This window comes from Streptomyces sp. NPDC051677, assembly GCF_044453465.1.
GTDB lineage: Bacteria > Actinomycetota > Actinomycetes > Streptomycetales > Streptomycetaceae > Streptomyces.
This window is the reverse complement of record NZ_JBITCT010000037.1, coordinates 26,928-50,322: the sequence shown is the minus strand read 5'-3', so window position 1 is coordinate 50,322 and position 23,395 is coordinate 26,928. Positions and strand designations below refer to the sequence as shown.

Below are 23,395 nucleotides of genomic sequence, written 5' to 3'. Positions count from 1 at the left end.
GCCGTGTCGCCTTCACCTCCCGCCCCCAACCCCTCGCCGCCCACCTCCCGAGTCCCCACTCCCCACTCCCCACGGCACCCGCCCGCCCCGCAACGCACATCGCGCCCGAACAGTTGAGCGACTCACGGTAATGGCTGGGCAAAAACCGCCCCGGCCGAAGTCCGCGCGGAATGGGAACCCCTCCCTCCGACGTTGCACCCCCCTGGAGGGCGCACAACCCTCCGTCCGGCATGCCCGCAGCAAGGAGGAACGCCACGTGAGCCAGTACGCCAACAGGCTCGGGCGTCGCTCTACGGCGGCCCCCTCGCGGCTCAGGCTCCACCGCCGCCCCCGCCGCGTCGCGATGCTCTCCGTGCACACCTCACCGCTCCACCAGCCCGGCACCGGCGACGCCGGCGGCATGAACGTCTACATCGTCGAGCTCGCGCAGCGCCTCGCCGCGATCAACATCGAGGTCGAGATCTTCACGCGCGCGACCACCGGCGGCCTCCCGCCGACCGTCGAACTGGCCCCCGGGGTCCTCGTCCGGCACATCGACGCGGGCCCCTACGAGGGCCTCGCCAAGGAGGACCTCCCGGCCCAGCTGTGCGCCTTCACGCACGGCGTGATGCAGGCCTGGGCCGGTCACCGCCCCGGTCATTACGACCTCGTCCACTCGCACTACTGGCTCTCCGGCCACGTCGGCTGGCTGGCCGCCCAGCGCTGGGGCGCCCCCCTCGTGCACGCCATGCACACCATGGCCAAGGTCAAGAACGCCAACCTGGCCGACGGCGACACCCCCGAGCCCGCCGCCCGCGTCATCGGCGAGACCCAGATCGTCGACGCGGCCGACCGCCTCATCGCCAACACGGCGGAGGAGGCCGACGAACTCGTCCGGCACTACCACGCCGAGCCCGACAGGGTCGCCGTCGTGCACCCCGGCGTCAACCTCGACCGCTTCCGCCCCGCCGACGGCCGGGCCGCGGCTCGCGCCCGCCTCGACCTCCCCCAGGACGCCCTGGTTCCCCTCTTCGCGGGCCGCATCCAACCCCTGAAGGCGCCGGACATCCTCCTGCGCGCGGTGGCCGTGCTCCTCGACGAGCGCCCGGAGCTCCGCTCCCGCATCGTCGTCCCCGTGGTCGGCGGCCCCAGCGGCAGCGGCCTCGCCAAGCCGGAGGGCCTGCAGAAGCTGGCGGCGCGGCTGGGCATCGCGGACGTGGTCCGCTTCCGTCCGCCGGTCGGCCAGGACCAGCTCGCGGACTGGTTCCGGGCGGCGTCGGTGCTGGTCGTCCCCTCCTACAGCGAGTCCTTCGGCCTGGTCGCCATAGAGGCACAGGCCGCCGGCACCCCGGTCCTCGCGGCCTCGGTCGGCGGACTCCCGGTGGCAGTCCGCGACGGCGAGACGGGCTTCCTGGTGCAGGGCCACGACCCCGTCGGCTACGCGCGCGTGCTCGCCCGTTTCGCCGACGGCCCCGAACTCCCCGCCCGGATGGGCGCTGCGGCCACCGCGCACGCCCAGTCCTTCGGCTGGGACACCGCGGCCGCCGCCACCGCCGACGTCTACGCGGCCGCGACCCAGGCCCACCGCCGTCGCGTACGCTCCGAGCATGGGTGACGTGGAGAAGACGGCCGCGCAGGTCATCGAGGGTTTCCTGAAGGACGCGGAGCTGGAGTGGGAGGTGCCCGCGCCCGGCACGTACGTGGTTCAGCTACCGGGCGCCCGCAAACTCAAGACCACGGTCTCCCTCCTGGTCGGCCGCCACTCCCTCTCCCTGAACGCCTTCGTCATCCGCCACCCCGACGAGAACGAGCCCGGCGTCCACCGCTGGCTCCTGGAGCGCAACCTCAAGCTGTACGGCGTGAGCTACGCCGTCGACCAGCTCGGCGACGTCTACGTCACCGCCCGCCTCCCCCTCGCCGCGATCACCGCCGACGAGGTCGACCGCCTCATGGGTCAGGTGCTGGAAGCCGCCGACGGCGCGTTCAACACCCTCCTGGAGCTCGGTTTCGCGAGCGCCATCCGCAGGGAGTACGCCTGGCGGGTCTCCCGCGGCGAGTCGACCCGCAACCTGGACGCGTTCACGCACCTCACGAAGGGGCAGGCGGAGAAGTAGGGGCCTGCGCGTACCGCCCCGGCGTGACCCCCACCAACCTCCGGAAATGCCGGGTGAGATGGGCCTGGTCGTAGAACCCGGCCGCCGTCGCGACCTCCGCCGGCGGACGCCCGTCGAGCAGCAGCCGACGGGCGAGGCCGACGCGGCGCGCGGTGAGGTACTGGTGCGGCGCGATCCCGTACGCCCCGCTGAACGCCCGTACGAGATGGGCCGGATGGGCCTGCACCAGCCCTGCCGCCTCGGCGAGTACGAGGCCTTCGACGACCCGCTCGTCGAGGAGCTCACGGAGCCGGCGGGCGAGGACGGGGTCGGGCCGCGCAGGACCGTCCGTCCGCCCCGCCCGCAACGCCCCACGCGAACGCCTACGCACCTGCCCCCGCGGCGCAGGCCCCCGCACATGCCCCTGCAAATGCCCCCGCAACCGCTCGCCGATCAGCGTCAGCCTGCTGTCGGCCTCCAACTCGTCGCCCGGCAGGGCGAGCGCGGAGTGCAACTGCCCCACCCGCCGCCGCAGCACGGGATCCAGCAGGTCGGGCGCGTCGACGGCGGCCCCGATCAGCTCCTCGCCGAGCACACCGGCATCGAGGTACAGAACCCGCTTGCGGAACCCGTCGGGCGTGGCGGCGGAACCGTTGTGCGGCACGTGCGGCGGCAACAGAGTCACCGTGTCGTGCCGTGCTCGTGCCGATCGAGGTCGTACCGTACGGCGCCGTCGTCGACGAGGAGCAGCGTCCACGCGTCGTGGACGTGCATCGGGTAGGCGTACTCGGTGATGGGGGTCCCCCCGGGTCGAGCGAAGCCGAGACTTGGGGGAGGGCGTGGAAGACCTCCACGACGCCCGGGACAGCCGGGCGCCAGGCGGAGACTTCCTGCCGGGCGACCATGCAAAGAACGTACAAGACGGCGCCGTAGGACGATCGGCAGTCTCGCAGCATGAGCAATGAACCGACCGTGAGCACCGAACCGACGGTGAACACCGAACCGCTGCGCTTCGACACGAAGATCGCCGTCCTGCTGCGCGAGGACCTGGAGACCTGGCAGCGCCTGAACGTCACCGCGTTCCTGGTCAGCGGCCTCGGCCCGACGCTCCCCGAGGTGATCGGGGAGCCGTACGAGGACGCGGACGGCGTCGGCTACCTTCCGATGTTCCGCCAGCCGGTGCTGGTCTTCGAGGGCACGAAGGAGACGCTGGCAGCGGCCCACGCGCGCGTGCTCTCCCGAGCCCTCCCGCGCGCGGTGTTCACGACCGACCTCTTCACCACCGGCAACGACCGGGACAACCGAGCGGCGGTACGCGCCGTCACGACATCCGACCTGGACCTGGCGGGCCTGGCGGTGTACGGCCCGCGCAACGCGGTGGACAAGGTGCTGAAGGGGGCACGGATGCACCCGTGACGTCCATGACATGCGTGACGTCCACGACATCCGTGACGTCCGTGCCCCATGGCGCCGGCGGCTCAGGCGGCGCTGACCTCGGGCTTGGCGGTGGCAGCGGTGCCGACCGAGGTCTCGACGTCGACGTCGACGTCGGCGTTGGCGTCTGCGTCGGCGTGGTCGGCCGGACGGTCGGTGGGGGAAGGGGCGCCGCCCTCCTCGTCCGGCAGCCGGCGCATGAGCACCCCGTACCCGAGCCCCGCCGCCGTTCCCACGATCGCGCACATGCCCCACAGCCAGTTCGCGCCGAAGCGGTCGATGACGAAGCCCGACATCAGCGGGGAGACGAGGGAGGCCACGGCCCAGGAGAGGGTGTACATGCCCTGGTAGCGGCCGCGGCCGTGGGTGGGGGAGAGGCGGACGACGAGGCCGGTCTGGGTCGGGGCGTTGACGATCTCGGCCAGGGTCCACACGCAGACCGTGAGCGCGAAGACGCCGACCGACCCGGCGAAGGCGGTGAGCCCGAACCCGTACCCGGCGAGCACGGAGGAGACGACCAGCAGCTGTCGCGGATCCCGGTGCTCGATGAACCGGGTGACGGGGAGCTGCAGCGCGACGATGAGCACACCGTTGACGGCGATCGCCATGCCGTAGTCGGCCGGTGTGAACCCGGCCGCGCCCATCGCCACGGGCAGTCCCACGGAGCCCTGCTGGAAGACGAGCGCGACGAGGAAGGACAGTCCGACGACGCCCATGAACCGCCCGTCGCGCAGTACGGTCCCGAGCCCGACGGAGTCCTCCCGAGCGGCCTTCTCCTGCTGCTGGGGCCGCGACTCGGGCAGCTTGAGGAAGACGACCACCGCGCACACGAGCGTCATCCCGGCCTCGACGAGGAAGCCGGCGCGGTAACTGACCTCGGCGATGAACCCGGCGGCCATGGAGGAGACGGCGAACCCGAGGTTGATGGCCCAGTAGTTGAGGGAGAAGGCCCGGACGCGGTCCTCGGGCCGCACGATGTCGGCCATCATCGCCTGCACGGCCGGCCGGGAGGCGTTGGAGGCCATCCCGACGAGGAAGGCGACGCCGGCGATGGCGAGAGGGTCGGTGACGAACCCGAGGAGCGCGACGGAGAGGGCGGTGGAGGTCTGCGCGACGAGCAGCGTGGGCCGCCGTCCGAGCCGGTCCGCCATGACCCCGCCGCCGAGGGAGGAGATCACCCCGCCGAGCCCGTGCAGCGAGGCGACGAGTCCGGCGTAGGAGGCGGAGTAGCCGCGGTCGAGGGTGAGGTACAGCGCCATGAAGGTGGCGACGAAGCCGCCGAGCCGGTTGACGAGGGTGCTGGTCCACAGCCACCAGAACTCGCGGGGCAACCCGGAGAGCGTCTCGCGTGTGGCACGTCTCAGGGCGGCGACGGACATGGCGGATCCCCCGGGTGTGTAAGTGTCTCAGGCAGCTCCCAGAACTTACGAGGGGCGGGGCGGGGGAGGCCACTCAATTAACGGATCTCGTCAACCGTCGACGGTCCGTTCTCTCCGCTGTCCGCTGTACGAGCGGGCGCACAACGCTTCGGAGCGGTGGATTACGCTCATACGCATGGCCGACGCACCGTACAAGCTGATCCTCCTCCGCCACGGCGAGAGCGAGTGGAACGCGAAGAACCTGTTCACCGGCTGGGTGGACGTCAACCTGAACGAGAAGGGCGAGAAGGAGGCAGTCCGCGGTGGCGAGCTCCTGAAGGACGCCGACCTCCTCCCCGACGTGGTCCACACGTCCCTCCAGAAGCGCGCGATCCGCACGGCCCAGCTGGCGCTGGAGTCCGCCGACCGCCACTGGATCCCGGTCCACCGCTCCTGGCGCCTGAACGAGCGCCACTACGGCGCCCTCCAGGGCAAGGACAAGGCGCAGACCCTCGCGGAGTTCGGCGAGGAGCAGTTCATGCTCTGGCGCCGCTCCTACGACACCCCGCCGCCGCCGCTGTCGGACGACTCGGAGTTCTCCCAGTCCTCCGACCCCCGCTACGCGTCCATCCCCCCGGAGCTGCGCCCGCGCACGGAGTGCCTGAAGGACGTCGTCGTCCGCATGCTCCCGTACTGGTACGACGGCATCGTCCCGGACCTCCTCGCCGGCCGCACGGTCCTGGTCGCCGCCCACGGCAACTCCCTCCGCGCCCTCGTCAAGCACCTCGACGGCATCTCCGACGCCGACATCGCGGGCCTGAACATCCCGACGGGCATCCCCCTCGCCTACGAACTCGACGCCGACTTCAAGCCGGTGACCCCGGGCGGAACCTACCTCGACCCGGAGGCAGCCGCGGCAGCCATCGAAGCAGTCAAGAACCAGGGCAAGAAGAAGTAAGCGGTACTGATCAAGCCCCCTGCCCGCGGGTTCTCCGCCGGCAGGGGGCTTTTCGGTGGGCCTGGGTCGTCTCTGGCCGTCAGCCGGTTGATCGGGCCGTGCTCAGAGCCTCGGGACGTACGGCTCCGGCTGTTCTCTCGTCTCTGCCTGGGCTCCCGCATCGCGGAGGGCTGAGACGGCTGCCGCCGCGTCCTCCTCGGGCACGCAGGTGAGAACGACGGCGGGAACCTGCGTCGCCAGAACCTTGCTGCGCCAGAGGCTCAGCCCCGTCAGCCGACGCACGACCTGCACCACGTCCATTACACGGACACCAGGGTCGGTGAGCACCACGTCATGGGGCACGTCGTCGCACACCAGCAAGAAGCACCCGTCTGCCATGGCACACCCCGCCCTTCTCCGGTTCGGAGCGTACGAGCCCTCAGACGTCATGTCGCATCATTTGGCGGCGTCGACGACGGTGGCTACGGCCTTGCGGGTTGTGATGTCGACCGGCGGGAACCGCTTCATATGGGCCCGCAGGGCATCAGCGACCGGCCCAGGAAGCGGCACGTCCCGGAGCTTGCCGCCCTTGGGCCGCCCTGGCGCAAGCCGCACCAGGATTCCGGGGAAGGCGCCCGTCGTTCACGGCCGCGCTGAGGGCGGCACGGACGTTGCTACGAACGCCGCAGTTGTCGAGGGTCGCCCGCCCAGTCACGCAGGGAAGGCTCCGTTGTGCCAGGGATGAACCGAACTCCTCAAGCGGGTGTCACAGGTTCGCATCGTGTTGGGGGTACCACCTGGGCAGCAGGGCAGAGGACCGAGCCGGGGCCTCCCCGTCCAGCTTCCGAACTCGGTCTCAAGCAGGGGCACTAGGGTGTCGCCCTCGCCGCTTCTCCTGGGGGACCCGTGAAGCTCATCTGGCTACTGCTTGGCCTGCTCCTCGCCAGTCTCGCAATCGGGGGTGGCATAAGCGCCACCAACGAGGCTGACACCGTCTCCGTCGTCGGCGACCTGTTCATCAGCACACTCCTCGGCTGGGCGGCGATCGCTGCCTGGAAACGCGCCCGCTGAGGCCACGCCGGAGAGGACCGCCCGGTCGGCCGGCGGCAGTCGCCGCCGTACCCGCGTCCGCTCTCGCCGGCGCCAGCCGCTCATGCCGAGACCACCCCGCCTTGCGACCACACTTGCCCGCACCGGGTAATCCCCGGAGGCACGAACACAGGTGAACGCCCCTGCACACGGCCAACTGCCCCACCGACACAGTTGGAAAGCGTGTGCCTGCCGACGGGCCTGGCAGGAAGTGCTGCGCGGCCGGCGCTGGCAGGTCATCGCTTGGCCATCGACGAAGCCCAGCCGTCGGTTAGGTCCCGGACGAGTCTCCGGGCCGCCCCCAGACAGGCCAGGGATGCAACCATTTCCTTCAGAGCTGGACCCCCCGGAAGCCGACCGCGCGCTTGAGACCCTAACCGCAGGCACTGACAACGGACCTGACGGTGATCGCCCGTCGTGGCCGGCTGTCGTCGGCTGAGCCCGCAATCTCTGTCACCCGGCAGACCATCGTCCGATCGGCCCCGTCGGAGCGATCTCCATTGCGCAGGGCGCCAGCCGGTGTCCGACGCCGGCTCTCGCGAAGCTCAGCGCAGGGACCGCCGCTCAATCCTGACGATCATTCAGTTCTGTACAACCCGGGGGGAGCCCCGGGGGTCATAGCTTCCAAGACGACGACCTGAATCCTCGTCCAACAGGGGGCTGACATGATCACCCGCACGATCAAACGCACCTCGCTCACACTCGGGACCGCCGTCGCGCTGACGGTCGGCGGTCTCGGTCTCTCGCCGGAGACCGCGGCGGCCGCGCCGCGCGTGGCCGACGACGAGATAGTGTTCCCACTCGGCACGAGTGGCGGACTCAAGGCCTATATCGAGACCCTCGCGCTGGGCGGCGGGAAGCTCAGCGTGCTGGGGACCGCCGACCCCGAGACGTACCGCGGGCTGTGGGAGTTCGACCTCCCGGCCGTCGGCGCCCCGCAGCCGGGGCCCCGGAAGCTCGCGGCCTCAGGAGTCTGGTCCAACTATCCGTGCGAGGGCGTCGATCCCTCGGACTACACGTGCAGTGCGTTCTACTCCGAACTGTGGGCGCTCGGCGACGGCCGGGTCGCCTACATGACGCCGTTCGGGAGCCAGGAGGCCCTCGGCGGCGGGGTCCCCCAGAGCGAGACCGGACTCGGCCCGTTCTCCTGGGAGTCCCCGGACCGCGTGGTGGCCGCCGGCGGTTCGTACGTCGCGGTCAACGACGACGACGTGCAGCGCATCGGCTCCTTCGACCCGAGCGTGCCGTACCCGGGGCAGGTCCACACCCGGTCGGTCACCGCGGTGTCCATCTGGGGCACGAAACTCTGGAAGCCGGGCAGCACCGCAGGCACGGTCAACTCCTACGACCTGGTCAGCAAGGCGAACTCGGCGAACCTCACGCTCGGCTCCGGCTGCGTCCCCGACAACCTGCAGGCGGTCGGGCAGTGGCTGTACTGGCGCTGCTCCGCGTCGGACAAGGCCGGCGTGTGGGACCACAGCACCGGCAAGAACATCCCCGTCCCCGGGGCGCTGCCCGCGAAGGTCGGCGACGGCTATCTGGTCCAGCAGTCCGAGGACAGGCGGACGGTGACGCTCACCGACTTCCACCTCGGCGGCGGCCACGCGGCCACCACCCCCTTCTTCACGGTCCCCGACGGGACGTCGATCGACATGCTGACCGCCGACCGCTACGGCGGCCACGTGGCCTACGCCGACAACCAGCGGATGATCCACATCCGGCCGGTGGCGGTGCCGCGGTCGCGGATCAGCCTGTTCGACTGGACCGCCGACTCCACCGTGGACCTGCGCAAGGCGAGCGACAGCCTGTGGGAGGGCACCTGGCGGCTCACCCGCCCGCCCGCGTCCTGGACGGTCACCATCAAGGACGCGTACGGCGCCACCGTCCGCACCCTCACCAGCAGCGCCCACGAAGGCGCCGCGATCCGCGCCGCCTGGGACGGCAAGGACGACGCGGGCGAGAAGGCGGTGAGCGGCCGCTACAACTGGACCGTGACCGTGAACCCGGGCGACGGCGGCGCCGTCCGCACCCTCCCGACCGGGAGCTTCCTGCTCTCCGGCGGCCGGTCCGGCTTCCGCGACGCCGACACCGACGGCTACGGCGAGCTGTACACGATGACCAGCAGCGGCCTGCTCGAGGCCCACCGGTTCTCCGGCGGCAGCCTGACCGACGCCCGTGGCTGGTCGGGCTGGAACCCGGACACCCGCTTCGTCCCCGTCGGCGACATGACCGGCGACGGCTGCTCCGACATGCTCAGCAGGACCGCCGACGGCAACCTCTACCGGCAGTCCGGCGGCTGCACCGGCGTCTTCCTGCCGGACGCCGAGCGGACACTGGTCGGCTCCGGCTGGGGCGGCTTCGACGCCATCGTCGCCGCCGACGACTTCACCGGCGACCACCGCCCCGACCTGCTGGCCCGCCAGGCCGCGACCGGCGACCTCTACCTGTACAAGTCCAACGATCAGGGCCGGATGGACCCGGGTACGCGCGTCGGCACCGGATGGAAGGGGTACACGATCGTGGGCGCCGCCGACGTGACCGGCGACGGCATCGGCGACCTCATGGCGCGGGACGCCGCCGGCGAGCTGTGGCGCTACGACGGCAACGGCACGGGCGGATTCAAGCCGAGGACGCTGGTGTTCCAGGACTGGGGCGCCGGCCGCAACGCGATCATCGCGGTCGGCGATGTGACCGGCGACGGCTTCCCCGACCTCGTCTCCCGTACGACCGACGGCAAGCTGCTGCGGAACAAGGGCTGGGGCGACGGCACTTTCAGCGCCACCTACACCCTCGCCGCCTCCGGCTGGCAGGGGTATCAATCGCTGTTCTGAGCCGGCGCCGTCACGCCGGTGACGTTGCTGCCGAAGGTCCGGGGTGCGGCCCCGGGCCTTCGGCAGCCGGTGTTCCGACGGGGCGCGGGACGGCCGAGGAGTGCCTGGCCACATAGGCCTCCAGGGGCTCCAGAGCGCTCCACGCCTGATCGAAACTGTCCGCGAAGTACGCCAGGAACTTGGCATTTTCGATTCTGAATCCCGTGAGCTGTTGTCGACCTGCTCCGGAGAAGGAAAGATAGCTGACCGATTTGTCGATGAGGCCGATGTTGTACCAACCGCAAGAAGCGCTCCAGGGCATGACCCGCGCCTCGTAGGTATACAGGTCTTTCACGTCTTCCTGATGTTGCCTCAGCCACTCGAAGTAGGCCGCCCTCGGCACACCCTTCCGCTCGGGGACGCCGATGATGCGCCGCACGCTCGCGCACTCGGCCGAGTTGTCCCTGGCCCACTGCAATACCGTGTCGTAGTAAGAGGCGGGTTCCGCGGACCCCCATTGGGCGGGCGGATGAAGCCGCACATAGGTGAGGCGGATTTCGGTCTGGGCGGCGCGAATGCCGTCGGCGGCAGCGCTGTAGAACGAGGGCGGATCCGGGTAGCACACCATCTCCACCGAGGACGTGGTCTGGAACGCCTCGGAAAGACCTGGCCCCGCGCCGAGAACCCGTGGTTCCCGGCTCGCGTCGACGGCGTCCCGCTTCAGATCGTCGAGTTCCGTCTTGGCCTCACGCCACAACTGCCCCCAGTGCGCCCAGTCACCGCCGAGCGCGATCACCAGCCGACGGGTGACCGTCTCGCTCGGCAGACGATGCCCGTTGAGCACCTCGGAAACCGTGGCCTGACTGCACTGGGCCCGCGAGGCGATCGTCTTGACCTGAGGTTCACCGGCGGTGATGCGCAACCGTCGCAGCTCCGCGGCGAAGCGCCGCACCGACGGTGAATCGGAATGCCGGTAGGTGCCCAAGATGCCCCCTCGCGTTCAACCCCCACTAGGCGACTGAGATCGTCCCACCGGAATCTTCGAACGCGCAGAGTTTCACCGAATTTCGTTGAAGAGAGCCGCCTTTCCGGCCGCGCTTCCGTGCGGATCGAGATACCCGGGAATCCCTGGACCGGTCGACGAGGCAACTGCTCGAATGTCCATCACCTCAGGCAGGACAAGACAGGAAGAGGTGAGGACGCGTGCACACCACGTTCAGGACCGTGCTCCACGGCCACTACATGACGTTCGTAGCCATTCTCGTGACCGGAATGATCCTGATCATCGCAGGGAACGGAATTTCGGAGTCGACGTCGATCTACCTCGACTGCATGCTCGGTGTGGCCGGCCTGCTCGCCGCCTATGCGCTCGCAGCGCCCGCCGGCCCGGCTGACGTCGGCGGCGGTGCCGACAGGGTCGTGACGTAGTCGGACAGCGTGGTCGTCGTGGCTGCGTACTGCGGCAGCGCGGCGCACCCGTAGGGCAACGGATCGGCCGGTTCTCGTCACCAGTGGGTCACAGGTCGGTGGCCGGGAGAACCCGAGTGCCTGCCCGTTCTGTCTGCGTTGGCGAAGGTCGGCGGCGAGGGCGAAGGCTCTCGGCGATTCGGATTCGGGGGGCGCCATGCAGTACGGCAACGCACGGTACGGGAACAGGCAGCACGGGGACATGCGGGGGGACATGCGCTACGGGAACGGCGTTCGGGGGCCGGTGACGTTGGCTGTCCTGGTCTCGGCCGCCGCTCTGATGGTGACGGGGTGCCAGCCGACGGAGTCCCCCTCCGCCTCGGCGAGTTCCTCCGCCGCGAGCTCGACCTCCGCGAGTTCCGCGCCGGCTGGTTCCGCTCCCGCGAGTTCTCCTTCCGAGGCGTCCCCTTCCGAGGCGTCCCCCTCCGCGAGCTCCCCGAGCTCCGCCGCCTCGGCTCCCGGTGCCGACGGCTCGCCGGCCGGCGCCGTGCCGACGTGCTCCGCGGGCAGTCTGGAGGTCGCCGCCCGTCAGGCCGCCGATCGCCCGGCCGGTACGGGGACCGGCGCGGCGGTCGTCCGTTTCACCAACGTCTCGGCCAAGCCCTGTGTCCTCAAGGGCCATCCGTCCGTCGCGGGGGCCGGCAACGGGTCCCCCGAGCACAACTCGCCGCTCACCGTCACGCCCACCGGCTCCGCCTCGCCGGTGACGGTGGCTCCCGGCGGCAGGGCGTGGGTGAAGCTGACCTTCGTGCAGGTGCAGGGGGAGGCCGACGGGTATTGCGCGTCCGGCGCGGAGCCCGTCGTGTACCCCACGATCGTCGTCGGCCTGCCCGGGTCGGGGGCGTACCAAGTCGCCCTGGAAGACGGCCAGTTCGCCGAGTGCGACAACAAGGTGACCGTCACCGCCGTATCGGCGGTCGAGCCGTCCTGACCCGGTTCACCGTCCTTCCAGCCGCTGCACCAGCGCACGCAGGGCGCGCAGCTCCGCGTCCAGTGCCTGTGCGCCTTCGCGGGTGAGGGAGATCCAGGTGCGGGGGCGTCGGCCCGCGTAGCCCTTCTCGATCCCGATCAGGCCCGACTCCTCCAGCACTTTCAGGTGCCGGGAGAGGTTTCCGTCCGTGACGGCCAGTTGCTGTTTCAGGAAGCCGAACTCGACCCGGTCGGCCTCGCGGGCGACGGTGAGGACGCCGAGCCGCACCCGCTGGTGGACGGTGTCGTCCAGCCCCTGGGTCGGGTGCGGTTCCTCATCGTCGTCCGGTACGGCGATCGGGTCCTCGACGCTCATGCGGCGACCGTACCCGCACCTGTACCCACGTCCGTGCCGGCGTCCGTGCCGGCGTCCGCACCCGTCCGCCGGCGGGCCAGCGCCCACTCCGCCAGGCCCGCGAGCAGCAGGACGGCGGCCAGCAGGAGCCCCTTGGCCTGCGGGCCGTCGGTCCAGTCGGGGTCGGCCGGATGCAGCCAGGGGAGCCAGCCGCTGCCCCAGGACGCTCCGAGGTAGCCGGTGAGCAGCAGGGCGTGTGCGGCGCCGGCCGTCGCGGTGATCCAGCTGCGTTCGGCCACGCCGAGGGCGAGGAGGCCGACGCCGACCAGGTACCAGGGGGAGGCGTAGCTGTTCTCCAGCAGATCGAGCGCCGGCGGCTGGGGCTGGTTCAGGCCGAGCAGGAGCAGCAGCAACGCCGCCATGACCGCCGTCGTGGCCGCCGTGGTGGCGACGATCCAACCGCGGCGGCGCGGGACGATGCCGCGGGCCTCGCCCCGCAGGCGGTACCAGCGGGCGACGACCAACCACGCCAGGGGGAGCAGCGCGAACCACACGCCCCATGCCGTGAACCGCAGGACCGCCCCGTCGAACTCGCCCTCCAGGCACGGGGTTCCGGGTTCGTGCACCACGCACAGGCCGGTCAGCTCGGCGTGCGCGAAGGCCGGATACGACGCGATGTTGCGGCCGTGCGCCCCGAAGTTGAACGCGTACCGGGCGACGGGAGCTGCCGCCAGCGCCAGCAGTCCGAAGCCGAGGAGGGGCGCCCAGGAACCGTTCAGCTGCGTACGGGTCCTGGCCCGCAGTCCCTCCGCGGCGGCCAGCAGCCCCGCTGCCCCCGCACGTGTCTCCACTGCCCCGAGTGCGTGTGCACCTGCTCCCGGCTCGCCCATGTCGCCCCCCCCTGATGATCACCTCGGCCGCATTAACTCTGCAATGCAAAGTACATTGCAGTCAAGAGTTCAAGTCGGCGGAGGGTGAGCGTCGGTGGGACGAGTCGCCGAGTCGGGTGGGGCCTCACACCGTCAGCGGAACCGCGTGGATCTCGTCCGCCTTGTGGCCGGTGCGCTCGTGGACGCGTTGGACCGCTTCCGCCGAGGGGCCCTCGGAGAGGCAGTAGACGGTTCCGGACTCCGGGTCCGCCCAGGCGCGTTCGAAGTGCACGCCCTCTTCGCCCTCGACGGCGAGGTCCGCCCGGTGGGCCTCCAGGAGTTGGTCGGCCGTGATGCCCTGCATGCCGTGGTGGACGTCCATGAAGCGGGTCATGACTGCCCGCCCCCTTCCGTGCTCGTGCCTGCCTGTCTCGTCCATGCTGCGCCTGTGCTCCCCTCGGGGCGACCGCACGACGAAGGGCCCATGACGAAGGGCCCCGGTGGCCATGACGAAGGGCCCCGGCGCACGCATGCACCGGGGCCCTTCACCGTCGTACGAGATCAACCGCGCTCGGCGTCGACCGCGGTCGGCGTCAGCCGCACTGGCAGGGGCTGCCCGACTGGCACCCGCAGCCGCACCCCGAACCGCAGCCGCACGCGCCGATCAGCATCAGGTTCCTGATCTCGGCGGGCTGCTCGGTCGGGCGTTCCTGTGTGGGGTCGGGCGGGGGAGTGATGGGGGACTCGGCCATGGGTTCCTCCCGGAGGCGTAGGGCCTGTGCCCATTGCATGCCCGTTCCGCTGGGCGCATCAACGGCGCACAGTGGCTCGCGCACGCCCCGGCCCACTCCGCGCAGGCCCCCCTCAGGCCCGCTCCGGACCCCTCGGGTCCCCTCAGGTCTCCTCAGGTCCCTTCCGTCGCTCAGGCCCCTTCCGGCGCCCCCGCCGTCCCGCCCGCCGGCTGAATGTCCGGCTGCACGTCGAGCTGGAGCTCGTCCGCGTGCTCGCCCGTCACCAGGAACACCACGCGCTTGGCGACGGCCACCGCGTGGTCGGCGAAGCGCTCGTAGTAGCGGCCCAGCAGCGTGACGTCGACGGCCGTCTCGATGCCGTGCTTCCAGCGCTCGTCGATCAGGTGCTGGAAGAGCGTGCGGTGCAGGAGGTCCATCTCGTCGTCGTCCGACTCCAGCTGGAGCGCCAGGTCGACGTCCTTGGTGATGATGCACTCCGCGGCCTTCGCCATCAGGCGCTGCGCGAGCTGGCCCATCTCCAGGATCGTGGCGTGCAGGTCGTGCGGCACCGCACGGTTGGGGAAGCGCAGTCGCGCCAGCTTCGCCACATGCTGGGCGAGGTCGCCGGAACGCTCCAGGTCGGCCGACATCCGCAGTGACGTGACCACGATCCGCAGGTCCGTCGCCACCGGCTGCTGGCGCGCCAGCAGTGCTATGGCCTTCGCCTCCAGGTCGTGCTGGAGCTCGTCGACCTTCTGGTCGGCCTCGATGACGCTCTCGGCCAGCTTGAGGTCGGCGTCGAGAATGGCGGTCGTGGCGCGTCCGATCGCCGACCCGACCAGCCGGGCCATCTCCACCAGGCTGTCGCCGATCGAGTCCAGTTCCTCGTGGTACGCGTCCCGCATCAGGATTCCCTCTCGTGCGTCGTTCTCGGGGTTCGGTGTTCGGTCTCGGTTGCGGTTCCTGGGGTCAGAACCGGCCGCGAGACCTGGACGGAACCGGCGGTGAAACCGGCGCCGACCGGCCGTGGAACCGGTGCTGCGAACCCCACGGTCCCACGCTCCGCCCTGTACGCGTCGATTTCCGTCACCTCAAATGAACCACCACTGGCTCCAAGGTGAACTCTGGGCGACGAGTGTTCGAGCTCGCACCTCGATGGCTGTGGCCAGGACGGAACCCGTGCCTAACCTGGGTGCATGGACGTGAACGCGGCGGTCGCCGCAGCGGCAGCGATCGCCGGGGTGCTCACCGGTGTCATCGCCATGCTGGCGTTCCGCTGGAGCGAGCGGGAGCAGAAGCGCCCCACGCGCACCTCCCTGCACACGGACCCGGTGCTTCCGCCGGGAGTGGACACCGTCCTGTCCGTGCTCCGCTCCTCCGCCGTCGTGCTCGACGAGGCCGACGCCGTCGTCAAGGCAAGCTCCGCCGCGTACGCCCTCGGGCTGGTCCGCGGCGGCCGGCTCAGTGTCGAGCCCATGCTGAAGATGGCGCGGGACACCAGGCGCGACGGGGAGATACGCCAGGTCGAGCTGGACCTTCCCCGGCGCGGGACCGGGCGCGGCGAGGCCCTCGCCGTATCCGCGAGAGTCGCCCCGCTGGGCTCCCGGCTCGTCCTCCTCCTCGTCGAGGACCTCACCGAGGCCCGTCGTATCGAGGCGGTGCGGCGGGACTTCGTGGCGAACGTCAGCCACGAGCTGAAGACCCCCGTCGGAGCGCTCTCCCTCCTCTCCGAGGCCGTCATGGACGCCTCGGACGACCCTGAGGCGGTGGAGCGGTTCGCCGGCCGGATGCAGATCGAGGCCACCCGGCTGACCAGCCTGGTCCAGGAGCTCATCGACCTGTCGAGGGTCCAGAACGACGATCCCCTTGAGGACGCCGAACCGGTCGGCGTCGACGAACTGGTCGCCGAGGCCGTCGACCGCTGCCGGCACCAGGCCGGCACCAAGCAGATCACCATGGCCGCCGGAGGCACCGCCGACCTGCGGGTCTTCGGCAACCGGGGCCAGCTGGCAGCGGCCCTGGGCAACCTGGTCGAGAACGCCGTGAACTACTCGCCCGCCCGCACCCGCGTCGGCATAGCCGCACGCAGGGTGAGCGCGCCCGGCGGGGATCTGATCGAGATCGCCGTGACCGACCAGGGCATCGGCATCTCCGACAAGGACAAGGAGCGCATCTTCGAGCGCTTCTACCGCGTCGACCCGGCCCGCTCCCGCCAGACGGGTGGCACGGGCCTCGGGCTGGCGATCGTCAAGCACGTGGCCGCCTCGCACGGCGGGGAGGTCACGGTGTGGAGCGCCGAGAACCAGGGCTCCACGTTCACCCTGCGGCTGCCGGAGGCGGGCGCGGCCCGCGACCGCGCGCATCAGCACCCGGACCCGGACGAGGTCGACGACGTCGACGACCTCGACGAGGTCGCCCACTCCTCCCCTCACCACCCCGCACCAGCACCATCCCGCGCCTCTTCCCCCGATTCGACCGCGTACCAGACGCTTTCCGCCCCGGAGGTCCTTCCGTGACCCGAGTGCTCGTCGTCGAGGACGAGGAGTCCTTCTCCGACGCCCTGTCGTACATGCTCCGCAAGGAGGGCTTCGAGGTCGCCGTCGCGACCACAGGGCCCGACGGACTCGACGAGTTCGAGCGCAACGGCGCCGACCTCGTCCTCCTCGACCTGATGCTGCCGGGCCTGCCCGGCACGGAGGTGTGCCGCCAGCTGCGCGGCCGCTCCAACGTCCCCGTGATCATGGTGACCGCCAAGGACAGCGAGATCGACAAGGTCGTCGGCCTGGAGATAGGAGCCGACGACTACGTCACCAAGCCCTTCTCCTCGCGCGAGCTCGTCGCCCGCATCCGGGCCGTCCTGCGCCGCCGCGGGGAGCCCGAGGAGGTGACCCCGGCGGCCCTGGAGGCCGGCCCGGTCCGCATGGACGTCGACCGCCACGTCGTGACGGTCTCCGGCTCCAAGGTCGACCTCCCCCTCAAGGAGTTCGACCTCCTGGAGATGCTGCTGCGCAACGCCGGCCGCGTCCTGACCCGCATGCAGCTGATCGACCGGGTCTGGGGCGCCGACTACGTGGGCGACACCAAGACCCTGGACGTCCACGTCAAGCGGCTCCGCGCCAAGATCGAGCCGGACCCGGGCGCACCGCGCTACCTGGTGACGGTCCGGGGGCTCGGGTACAAGTTCGAGCCGTAAACCGGGGTTCGCTCCGTGAACCCCGGGGCGAGTCGGGGATGTGTGAAGGGCGGTACCCCACCTGGGGTACCGCCCTTCACACGTGTACGAGGCTCAGGCTCAGTGGCCCGTCTCCGACGAGCTGGGGGAGGCCGAGGCGGACGGAGAGCCCGACGCGGCGGCCCCGCCCGCGGTCGCCGACCCGGAGGGCGACGCGCTGCCGGACGGCGAGGCGCTGCCGGAGGGCGACTTCGACGGCTTCGGGGAGGCGGTCGGCATCTTGCTCGGGCCCCACCCGGAGAAGTAGCTCTCGGCGGGGACGACGAACGCGCGCAGGCTGATCTCGCCGGTGTCGCTGAAGGTGAACGTGATCTTCTGCGCGTTGCCGTCCTGGACGGCCTCACGGCTGCTCGGCAGGACCGCGGAGGCGTTGTCCGCGCCGCCGATGACGAGCGAGCCGCCGGCCGGGACGGTCACCTTGCCGTTGCCCTTGGCGGGCTTGAGCTCGGCGGACTTGCCGGTGCCGTCGACGACGACGGAGTCCAGCGTCTGGGCGTGGTCACCGCTGTTGAAGACGGTCGCCGAGATCACGGCGGGACCGGTCGACTCCAGGTCGGGCTGGGTGATGACGACGACGTTCTGCAGCTTGATGGCGCCGACGCTCGCGGCGGCGTTGTCCGGCTTGATCTCCAGGGTCTGCGAGTCGTTGCCGGCGCCGCAGGCGGCGAGCGAGGCGATCGAGAACGCGATGACGGAGGCGGCGAGGGCGCCGCGTCGAAGGCTGCTGCTCACGGCGGCGGCAACTCCTTGAACACGCGGGCGGCTTTCCTTTGAATCAAGCCGTCCTAAGGGTCTGTCAGCGGGCCTTAGGTTACCGAGCCGTTCCCGCGCCGCCGCACCCGACCCGCCTCTAGAGCGATCCCACGCCCCTACGGATGCTCTGGCAGGGCTTCGCCACCACCGTCCCGACCACCACAACTGACCCGCGAGTCACATTGGCTTCACCGGCCGTCTTCTCCTCGTCTTCCCGCGCTCTTCCGGGCGGTCCGCCATTCACATAAGCGCGCTCGACGTCCACGCGCGGATTTTCCGTGAAGGAAAACGAGGCGATCCCCGGAATTGATCACAGCCCCGCTCGAAGAGCCGATGATCAATTCCGGAAACGACTCGTATCCGGCCGCACGCACCGAACGGAGTAGCGGAAGTCGCACGCTTGGAAGCGGACATATGTGGACGTTCGACCGTTCGCGTGGGCCTCCGGATGTGTGTAACGTGCGCGTTTCTCCCCCCTCGGAGAGCCGCTCCGACCTGCGAATACCTGCCTCCGCAGCCCCTGCGCAGCACGTCCCTGTTGCTGTTGTCAAGCCCCGAGATATGCCCTGACCTGCGAAAACGCCATTCAGAACCCGCAGTTTCCGTGTTACCCTGGATAGCCACGGAAGGGGTACCTGTCACATGACGTTCAAGGTTGGCGACACCGTGGTCTATCCCCATCACGGGGCCGCGCTGATCGAGGCCATCGAAACTCGCCAGATCAAAGGCGTGGACAAGACCTACTTGGTGCTGAAGGTCGCCCAGGGTGACCTGACGGTACGTGTGCCAGCGGACAATGCGGAGTTCGTCGGCGTGCGTGATGTGGTCGGTCAGGACGGGCTGGACCGGGTCTTCGAGGTGCTGCGCGCGCCGTACGCCGAGGAGCCCACGAACTGGTCGCGTCGTTACAAGGCAAATCTGGAGAAGCTCGCCTCCGGCGATGTCATCAAGGTCGCGGAAGTCGTGCGTGACCTGTGGCGTCGTGAGCGCGAGCGCGGACTCTCCGCCGGTGAGAAGCGCATGCTCGCCAAGGCTCGTCAGATCCTGGTGAGTGAGCTCGCTCTCGCGGAGAACACCAACGAGGACAAGGCCGAAGCGCTGCTCGACGAGGTTCTCGCGTCCTGACGCCGGCCCGACTACCGGCTTCAGCACACTGAAGAACACTGAAATGCCGCGGTGCCCGATGACGTATCAACCGTCGCCGGGCGCTGCGGCATGTTCGCGCTCGGACACCGCCGTACGCCCTGCACCCTCGAGCACCTCCGAGAGCGAACCCCGGCGCCGAAGGCGCCCCCGGTACTTCTGCGTACTTCTGCAGTACTTCCGCTTGCGGTACTTCGATACTGGGTGTGCCGGGCCCGGGCTGCTGCCTCGACCGTACGTCACGGAAGGGTCCGGTCAAGGCGTCGCGCCCGGCACTTCCCAGGCCATACCCACGCCAGGCCAGCACACAAACCTGACAGGAACCGATGTCTGACGATTCGCGTCCCTCCCCCGCGCCCGCCCGCACGGCCGCGGTGATTCCGGCCGCCGGACGTGGCGTGCGCCTCGGTCCGGGCGCTCCCAAAGCGCTCCGCACGCTGAGCGGCACGCCCATGCTGATCCACGCGGTGCGCGCCCTGGCCGCCTCCCGCGCCGTCTCCCTGGTCGTCGTCGTGGCCCCGCCCGACGGCGCCGCCGAGGTCAAGTCCCTCCTCGACGCGCACGCGCTGCCCGACCGCACCGACTTCCTGGTCGTCCCCGGCGGCGAGTCCCGCCAGGAGTCCGTGAAACTGGGCCTGGACGCACTGCCGCCCGGCCACGACATCGTCCTCGTGCACGACGCCGCCCGGCCCCTCGTCCCCGTGGACACCGTGGACGCCGTGATCGAGGCCGTCCGCGAGGGCGCCCCCGCCGTCGTCCCGGCGCTGCCGCTCGCGGACACCGTCAAGGAGGTCGAACCGGCCGCGACCCCCGGCGACCCCGAGCCGGTCGTCGCCACCCCCGACCGCGCCCGCCTGCGCGCCGTCCAGACCCCGCAGGGCTTCGACCGCGCCACCCTGATCCGCGCCCACGAGACGGTCACGGACAACGTCACCGACGACGCGAGCATGGTCGAGCAACTCGGCCTGACCGTCGTGGTCGTGCCCGGCCACGAGGAGGCCTTCAAGGTCACCCGCCCGCTGGACCTGGTCCTCGCGGAGGCGGTCCTGGCCCGCAGGAGGCTCAACGATGGCTTCTGAGACGCCCTTCGCATCCGTGCCGCCCTTCGCGGGCGTCCCGCTTCCCCAGGTCGGCATCGGCACCGACATCCACGCCTTCGAGGAAGGCCGCGAGCTGTGGTGCGCGGGCCTGAAGTGGGAGGGCGAGGGACCCGGCCTGGCCGGGCACTCCGACGCGGACGTCGTCGCGCACGCCGCCTGCAACGCGCTGTTCTCCGCCGCAGGACTCGGCGACCTGGGACAGCACTTCGGCACCGGCCGCCCCGAATGGTCCGGCGCGTCGGGCGTCACCCTGCTCACCGAGGCCGCCCGGATCGTCCGCGCGGCCGGCTTCGCCGTCGGCAACATCGCCGTACAGGTCGTCGGCCCCCGCCCCAAGATCGGCAAGCGGCGCGACGAGGCGCAGAAGATCCTGTCGGAGGCGGCAGGAGCCCCCGTGTCGGTGTCCGGCGCGACGACCGACGGCCTCGGCTTCCCGGGACGCGACGAAGGGCTGATGGCGGTCGCCACGGCCTTGGTGGTCCGCACGTCCTGACCTGTGCCGTACCCGTGCCGTACCTATGCCGTCGGGTGTCGTGTCTCGGGGGCGTGAGCCAGGAATCCCTCTTGTCCGAGCGGGGAGGGTTCAAGAATGCGCGGCCCTTGTAGGGATGGGCGTGGTGCACTGCCCCGCGCCCACTACCCTGGAGTGGTGACCATTCGCCTGTACGACACCAGCGCCCGGCAGATCCGTGACTTCGCCCCGCTCCTGCCGGGTTGTGTCTCGATCTACCTCTGTGGCGCCACCGTGCAGGCGGCCCCGCACATCGGGCACATCCGCTCGGGCCTGAACTTCGACATCATGCGCCGCTGGTTCGAGTACCGCGGCTACGACGTCACGTTCATCCGCAACGTCACCGACATCGACGACAAGATCATCGCCAAGTCGCACGACCAGGGCCGCCCCTGGTGGTCCATCGGCTACGACAACGAGCGGGCGTTCAACGACGGCTACGAGGCACTCGGCTGCCTGCCGCCCACGTACGAGCCGCGCGCCACCGGGCACGTCCCGGAGATGATCGAGATGATGCGCGGCCTCATCGAGCGCGGCCACGCCTACGAGGCCGACGGCAGCGTCTACTTCGACGTGCGGTCCTTCCCCGGGTACCTGGCGCTGTCCAACCAGGACATCGACGACCTGCGCCAGCCGACCGAAGAGGGCATCACCGGCAAGCGCGACCCGCGCGACTTCGCGATGTGGAAGGCGACCAAGCCGGGCGAGCCCGACTGGGAGACGCCCTGGGGCCGCGGCCGTCCCGGCTGGCACCTGGAGTGCTCGGCGATGGCCCACAAGTACCTGGGCTCCGCCTTCGACATCCACGGCGGCGGCCTCGACCTGATCTTCCCGCACCACGAGAACGAGATCGCCCAGGCCAAGGCCTTCGGCGACGAGTTCGCCCGGTACTGGGTGCACAACGCCTGGGTCACCATGAGCGGCGAGAAGATGTCGAAGTCCCTCGGGAACTCCGTCCTCGTCTCCGAGATGGTCAAGCAGTGGCGCCCGATCGTCCTGCGCTACTACCTCGGCACCCCCCACTACCGCTCGATGATCGAGTACAGCGAGGAGTCGCTGCGCGAGGCCGAGTCGGCGTTCGCGCGGATCGAGGGCTTCGTGCAGCGCGTCGTCGAGAAGGCCGGGGGAGCCGTCGAACCGGCCGCCGAGGTGCCGCCCGCGTTCGCCGAGGCGATGGACGACGACCTGGGCGTCCCGCAGGCCCTGGCCATCGTCCACACGACGGTCCGGCAGGGGAACTCGGCCCTCGCCGCCGACGACAAGGAAGCCGCCGTGGCCCGCCTCGCCGAGGTCCGCGCCATGCTCGGCGTCCTCGGCCTGGACCCGCTCGACGCGCACTGGGCCGGCGAGGAGAGCCGGGGCGAGGACCTGCACGGCGTGGTCGACAGCCTCGTCCGACTCGTCCTCGACCAGCGGGAGTCGGCCCGCGCACGCAAGGACTGGGCGACCGCGGACGCCATCCGCGACCAGCTCACCCAGTCCGGCCTGGCCATCGAGGACGGGCCGCAGGGCCCGCGCTGGAGCCTCGGCCCGCGCTGACTCCGCACCTAGATCGACTGTGCCGCCCGGCCTCCCGGGCGGCACACTGCATAAGACGTACATACGAACACACCAAGCTCACGGAGACGAGTAACTCATGGCAGCCAACAACCGCCGCATGTCCGGCAAGAAGGGCGCGCAGGTCGGCAGTGGCGGCCAGCGGCGCCGAGGCCTGGAGGGCAAGGGCCCGACCCCGCCCGCCGAGATGCGCAAGGGACACAAGAAGAACCGCATCGCCGGCGCCAAGGCCAAGCAGGCCGTGCGCCGGCCCGTGCAGCGCGGCCGGGGCGGAAAGGGCACGTCCGAGATGGTCGTCGGCCGCAACCCGGTCGTCGAGGCGCTGCGCGGCGGCGTGCCCGCGAGCACGCTCTACGTCCAGCAGTTCATCGACAACGACGAGCGGGTGCGCGAGGCGCTCCAGCTCGCGGCCGAGCGCGGCGGCATCAACCTCATGGAGGCGCCGCGCCCCGAGCTGGACCGCATGACCAACGGCCTCAACCACCAGGGCCTGGTCCTCCAGGTCCCGCCGTACGAGTACGCGCACCCCGAGGACCTGGCCGCGGCCGCCTACGACGACGGCGAGGACCCGCTGATCGTCGCCCTCGACGGCGTGACCGACCCGCGCAACCTGGGCGCCGTCGTCCGCTCCGTCTCCGCCTTCGGCGGCCACGGCGTCGTCGTCCCCGAGCGGCGCGCGGCCGGTATGACGGCCGGCGCCTGGAAGACGTCCGCCGGCACGGCCGCCCGCACCCCGGTCGCCCGCGCCACCAACCTCACCCGCGCGCTGGAGGCCTACAAGAAGGCCGGCATCGTCGTGGTCGGCCTCGCGGCCGACGGTGAGCACGAGGTCGGCGAACTGGCCGCCCTGGACGGCCCCCTCGTCATCGTCGTCGGCAGCGAGGGCAAGGGCCTGTCCCGGCTGGTCGGCGAAACATGCGACTACCGGGTGCGCATCCCGATGCCGGGTGGCGCGGAGTCGCTGAACGCCGGTGTGGCGGCGGGGATCGTCCTGTACGAGGCGGCTCGACGCAGGGCCTGACGGCGGATGGGGCGGAGCGCGGCAGGGCAGGGCGGGGCAGGTCCTTC

The 23,395-nt window shown here is 70.7% G+C and carries 24 protein-coding genes and 1 pseudogene; 15 read left to right on the top strand and 10 right to left on the bottom strand.

Going from position 1 to position 23,395, the window contains the following annotated elements:
- The first annotated feature begins 256 nt into the window (after positions 1 to 256).
- Together mshA and ACIBAF_RS34190 are read left to right on the top strand one after the other, a co-directional pair.
- The gene (gene mshA / locus ACIBAF_RS34195; RefSeq protein WP_399468084.1) at positions 257 to 1,594 is read left to right on the top strand and encodes a D-inositol-3-phosphate glycosyltransferase; all 1,338 of its coding nucleotides are present in this window, start codon (positions 257 to 259) and stop codon (positions 1,592 to 1,594) included.
- Entirely contained in the window at positions 1,587 to 2,093 is a 507-nt protein-coding gene (locus tag ACIBAF_RS34190; RefSeq protein ID WP_399468083.1) for a YbjN domain-containing protein, read from the top strand. The genes mshA and ACIBAF_RS34190 overlap by 8 nt, the downstream gene beginning before the upstream one ends.
- Here the strand turns inward: ACIBAF_RS34190 and ACIBAF_RS34185 are convergent.
- Positions 2,068 to 2,977 (bottom strand): annotated as a pseudogene (locus tag ACIBAF_RS34185) (helix-turn-helix domain-containing protein). The gene ACIBAF_RS34190 and the pseudogene ACIBAF_RS34185 overlap by 26 nt on opposite strands.
- A 49-nt stretch (positions 2,978 to 3,026) precedes the next feature.
- Here ACIBAF_RS34185 and ACIBAF_RS34180 point away from each other — a divergent pair.
- Positions 3,027 to 3,488, top strand: a complete 462-nt coding sequence (locus ACIBAF_RS34180; RefSeq protein WP_399468082.1) for a DUF2000 family protein — start codon at positions 3,027 to 3,029, stop codon at positions 3,486 to 3,488.
- A 62-nt stretch (positions 3,489 to 3,550) separates the two neighbouring features.
- Here the strand turns inward: ACIBAF_RS34180 and ACIBAF_RS34175 are convergent, their stop codons facing one another.
- The gene (locus ACIBAF_RS34175; RefSeq protein ID WP_399468081.1) at positions 3,551 to 4,885 is read right to left on the bottom strand and encodes an MDR family MFS transporter; all 1,335 of its coding nucleotides are present in this window, start codon (positions 4,883 to 4,885) and stop codon (positions 3,551 to 3,553) included.
- A 175-nt stretch (positions 4,886 to 5,060) separates the two neighbouring features.
- On the opposite strand from ACIBAF_RS34175, the gene ACIBAF_RS34170 reads away from it, so the two are divergent.
- The gene (locus ACIBAF_RS34170) at positions 5,061 to 5,822 is read left to right on the top strand and encodes a phosphoglyceromutase (protein ID WP_399468080.1); all 762 of its coding nucleotides are present in this window, start codon (positions 5,061 to 5,063) and stop codon (positions 5,820 to 5,822) included.
- Positions 5,823 to 5,924: 102 nt separating this feature from the next.
- Here ACIBAF_RS34170 and ACIBAF_RS34165 read toward each other — a convergent pair whose 3' ends face one another.
- Entirely contained in the window at positions 5,925 to 6,200 is a 276-nt protein-coding gene (locus ACIBAF_RS34165; RefSeq protein WP_399468148.1) for a ribosomal protein L7/L12, read from the bottom strand.
- Between the two features lie 507 nt (positions 6,201 to 6,707).
- On the opposite strand from ACIBAF_RS34165, the gene ACIBAF_RS34160 reads away from it, so the two are divergent.
- Together ACIBAF_RS34160 and ACIBAF_RS34155 are read left to right on the top strand one after the other, a co-directional pair.
- Positions 6,708 to 6,872, top strand: a complete 165-nt coding sequence (locus ACIBAF_RS34160; protein ID WP_399468079.1) for a hypothetical protein — start codon at positions 6,708 to 6,710, stop codon at positions 6,870 to 6,872.
- A gap of 683 nt (positions 6,873 to 7,555) precedes the next feature.
- Positions 7,556 to 9,721 carry a FlgD immunoglobulin-like domain containing protein gene (locus tag ACIBAF_RS34155; protein ID WP_399468078.1) on the top strand — a complete coding sequence of 722 codons (2,166 nt, stop codon included), beginning with the start codon at positions 7,556 to 7,558 and terminating at the stop codon, positions 9,719 to 9,721.
- Between the two features lie 10 nt (positions 9,722 to 9,731).
- Here ACIBAF_RS34155 and ACIBAF_RS34150 read toward each other — a convergent pair whose 3' ends face one another.
- Complete coding sequence (locus tag ACIBAF_RS34150; protein WP_399468077.1) at positions 9,732 to 10,685, bottom strand: helix-turn-helix domain-containing protein; 954 nt, start codon at positions 10,683 to 10,685, stop codon at positions 9,732 to 9,734.
- A 218-nt stretch (positions 10,686 to 10,903) separates the two neighbouring features.
- Between ACIBAF_RS34150 and ACIBAF_RS34145 the strand changes: the two genes are divergently transcribed.
- Entirely contained in the window at positions 10,904 to 11,128 is a 225-nt protein-coding gene (locus tag ACIBAF_RS34145; protein WP_399468076.1) for a hypothetical protein, read from the top strand.
- Between the two features lie 253 nt (positions 11,129 to 11,381).
- The gene (locus tag ACIBAF_RS34140) at positions 11,382 to 12,098 is read left to right on the top strand and encodes a DUF4232 domain-containing protein (RefSeq protein WP_399468147.1); all 717 of its coding nucleotides are present in this window, start codon (positions 11,382 to 11,384) and stop codon (positions 12,096 to 12,098) included.
- A gap of 6 nt (positions 12,099 to 12,104) precedes the next feature.
- On the opposite strand, the gene ACIBAF_RS34135 is transcribed toward ACIBAF_RS34140, so the two are convergent.
- The 5 genes from ACIBAF_RS34135 to phoU form a co-directional block, all read right to left on the bottom strand.
- On the bottom strand, positions 12,105 to 12,452 hold the full coding sequence (locus tag ACIBAF_RS34135; protein ID WP_399468075.1) for a winged helix-turn-helix domain-containing protein: 348 nt from the start codon (positions 12,450 to 12,452) through the stop codon (positions 12,105 to 12,107).
- Positions 12,449 to 13,282: a hypothetical protein gene (locus ACIBAF_RS34130; protein ID WP_399468074.1), complete on the bottom strand. Its 834-nt coding sequence runs from the start codon at positions 13,280 to 13,282 to the stop codon at positions 12,449 to 12,451. Before ACIBAF_RS34130 ends, ACIBAF_RS34135 begins: the two co-directional genes overlap by 4 nt.
- Before the next feature lie 163 nt (positions 13,283 to 13,445).
- Positions 13,446 to 13,694: an SCO4226 family nickel-binding protein gene (locus ACIBAF_RS34125; RefSeq protein ID WP_399468073.1), complete on the bottom strand. Its 249-nt coding sequence runs from the start codon at positions 13,692 to 13,694 to the stop codon at positions 13,446 to 13,448.
- 199 nt (positions 13,695 to 13,893) lie between these two features.
- Positions 13,894 to 14,052 (bottom strand): hypothetical protein, encoded by a 159-nt coding sequence (locus ACIBAF_RS34120; protein WP_334578913.1) that lies wholly within the window; start codon positions 14,050 to 14,052, stop codon positions 13,894 to 13,896.
- Between the two features lie 170 nt (positions 14,053 to 14,222).
- On the bottom strand, positions 14,223 to 14,936 hold the full coding sequence (gene phoU / locus ACIBAF_RS34115; protein ID WP_399468072.1) for a phosphate signaling complex protein PhoU: 714 nt from the start codon (positions 14,934 to 14,936) through the stop codon (positions 14,223 to 14,225).
- Positions 14,937 to 15,227: 291 nt separating this feature from the next.
- Here phoU and ACIBAF_RS34110 point away from each other — a divergent pair, with 291 nt between their 5' ends.
- Both ACIBAF_RS34110 and ACIBAF_RS34105 read left to right on the top strand, forming a co-directional pair.
- The gene (locus tag ACIBAF_RS34110; RefSeq protein ID WP_399468071.1) at positions 15,228 to 16,547 is read left to right on the top strand and encodes a sensor histidine kinase; all 1,320 of its coding nucleotides are present in this window, start codon (positions 15,228 to 15,230) and stop codon (positions 16,545 to 16,547) included.
- Positions 16,544 to 17,224, top strand: coding sequence for a response regulator transcription factor (locus tag ACIBAF_RS34105; RefSeq protein WP_015659563.1), 681 nt, complete (start codon positions 16,544 to 16,546; stop codon positions 17,222 to 17,224). Before ACIBAF_RS34110 ends, ACIBAF_RS34105 begins: the two co-directional genes overlap by 4 nt.
- Positions 17,225 to 17,323: 99 nt before the next feature.
- On the opposite strand, the gene ACIBAF_RS34100 is transcribed toward ACIBAF_RS34105, so the two are convergent.
- Complete coding sequence (locus ACIBAF_RS34100; RefSeq protein ID WP_399468070.1) at positions 17,324 to 17,995, bottom strand: DUF461 domain-containing protein; 672 nt, start codon at positions 17,993 to 17,995, stop codon at positions 17,324 to 17,326.
- A gap of 663 nt (positions 17,996 to 18,658) precedes the next feature.
- Between ACIBAF_RS34100 and ACIBAF_RS34095 the strand changes: the two genes are divergently transcribed.
- The 5 genes from ACIBAF_RS34095 (at position 18,659) to rlmB (ending at position 23,348) form a co-directional block, all read left to right on the top strand.
- Complete coding sequence (locus tag ACIBAF_RS34095) at positions 18,659 to 19,141, top strand: CarD family transcriptional regulator (protein WP_003953493.1); 483 nt, start codon at positions 18,659 to 18,661, stop codon at positions 19,139 to 19,141.
- A 344-nt stretch (positions 19,142 to 19,485) separates the two neighbouring features.
- Positions 19,486 to 20,238 (top strand): 2-C-methyl-D-erythritol 4-phosphate cytidylyltransferase, encoded by a 753-nt coding sequence (gene ispD / locus ACIBAF_RS34090; protein ID WP_399468069.1) that lies wholly within the window; start codon positions 19,486 to 19,488, stop codon positions 20,236 to 20,238.
- Positions 20,228 to 20,752, top strand: a complete 525-nt coding sequence (gene ispF / locus ACIBAF_RS34085) for a 2-C-methyl-D-erythritol 2,4-cyclodiphosphate synthase (protein ID WP_399468068.1) — start codon at positions 20,228 to 20,230, stop codon at positions 20,750 to 20,752. The genes ispD and ispF overlap by 11 nt, the downstream gene beginning before the upstream one ends.
- A 156-nt stretch (positions 20,753 to 20,908) precedes the next feature.
- Complete coding sequence (gene cysS / locus ACIBAF_RS34080) at positions 20,909 to 22,309, top strand: cysteine--tRNA ligase (RefSeq protein ID WP_399468067.1); 1,401 nt, start codon at positions 20,909 to 20,911, stop codon at positions 22,307 to 22,309.
- 97 nt (positions 22,310 to 22,406) lie between these two features.
- The gene (gene rlmB, locus ACIBAF_RS34075) at positions 22,407 to 23,348 is read left to right on the top strand and encodes a 23S rRNA (guanosine(2251)-2'-O)-methyltransferase RlmB (RefSeq protein ID WP_079661468.1); all 942 of its coding nucleotides are present in this window, start codon (positions 22,407 to 22,409) and stop codon (positions 23,346 to 23,348) included.
- Positions 23,349 to 23,395 lie beyond the last annotated feature (47 nt).

What these genes read in the sequence shown, in the direction of transcription:
- ACIBAF_RS34190 (WP_399468083.1), top strand. Translation starts at nt 1,587, where the DNA reads ATGGGTGACGTGGAGAAGACGGCCGCGCAGGTCATCGAGGGTTTCCTG.
- ACIBAF_RS34180 (WP_399468082.1), top strand. Translation starts at nt 3,027, where the DNA reads ATGAGCAATGAACCGACCGTGAGCACCGAACCGACGGTGAACACCGAA.
- ACIBAF_RS34175 (WP_399468081.1), bottom strand. Translation starts at nt 4,885, where the DNA reads ATGTCCGTCGCCGCCCTGAGACGTGCCACACGCGAGACGCTCTCCGGG.
- ACIBAF_RS34170 (WP_399468080.1), top strand. Translation starts at nt 5,061, where the DNA reads ATGGCCGACGCACCGTACAAGCTGATCCTCCTCCGCCACGGCGAGAGC.
- ACIBAF_RS34165 (WP_399468148.1), bottom strand. Translation starts at nt 6,200, where the DNA reads ATGGCAGACGGGTGCTTCTTGCTGGTGTGCGACGACGTGCCCCATGAC.
- ACIBAF_RS34155 (WP_399468078.1), top strand. Translation starts at nt 7,556, where the DNA reads ATGATCACCCGCACGATCAAACGCACCTCGCTCACACTCGGGACCGCC.
- ACIBAF_RS34140 (WP_399468147.1), top strand. Translation starts at nt 11,382, where the DNA reads ATGCGCTACGGGAACGGCGTTCGGGGGCCGGTGACGTTGGCTGTCCTG.
- ACIBAF_RS34135 (WP_399468075.1), bottom strand. Translation starts at nt 12,452, where the DNA reads ATGAGCGTCGAGGACCCGATCGCCGTACCGGACGACGATGAGGAACCG.
- ACIBAF_RS34125 (WP_399468073.1), bottom strand. Translation starts at nt 13,694, where the DNA reads ATGACCCGCTTCATGGACGTCCACCACGGCATGCAGGGCATCACGGCC.
- ACIBAF_RS34120 (WP_334578913.1), bottom strand. Translation starts at nt 14,052, where the DNA reads ATGGCCGAGTCCCCCATCACTCCCCCGCCCGACCCCACACAGGAACGC.
- phoU (WP_399468072.1), bottom strand. Translation starts at nt 14,936, where the DNA reads ATGCGGGACGCGTACCACGAGGAACTGGACTCGATCGGCGACAGCCTG.
- ACIBAF_RS34110 (WP_399468071.1), top strand. Translation starts at nt 15,228, where the DNA reads ATGGACGTGAACGCGGCGGTCGCCGCAGCGGCAGCGATCGCCGGGGTG.
- ACIBAF_RS34095 (WP_003953493.1), top strand. Translation starts at nt 18,659, where the DNA reads ATGACGTTCAAGGTTGGCGACACCGTGGTCTATCCCCATCACGGGGCC.
- ispD (WP_399468069.1), top strand. Translation starts at nt 19,486, where the DNA reads ATGTCTGACGATTCGCGTCCCTCCCCCGCGCCCGCCCGCACGGCCGCG.
- ispF (WP_399468068.1), top strand. Translation starts at nt 20,228, where the DNA reads ATGGCTTCTGAGACGCCCTTCGCATCCGTGCCGCCCTTCGCGGGCGTC.
- rlmB (WP_079661468.1), top strand. Translation starts at nt 22,407, where the DNA reads ATGGCAGCCAACAACCGCCGCATGTCCGGCAAGAAGGGCGCGCAGGTC.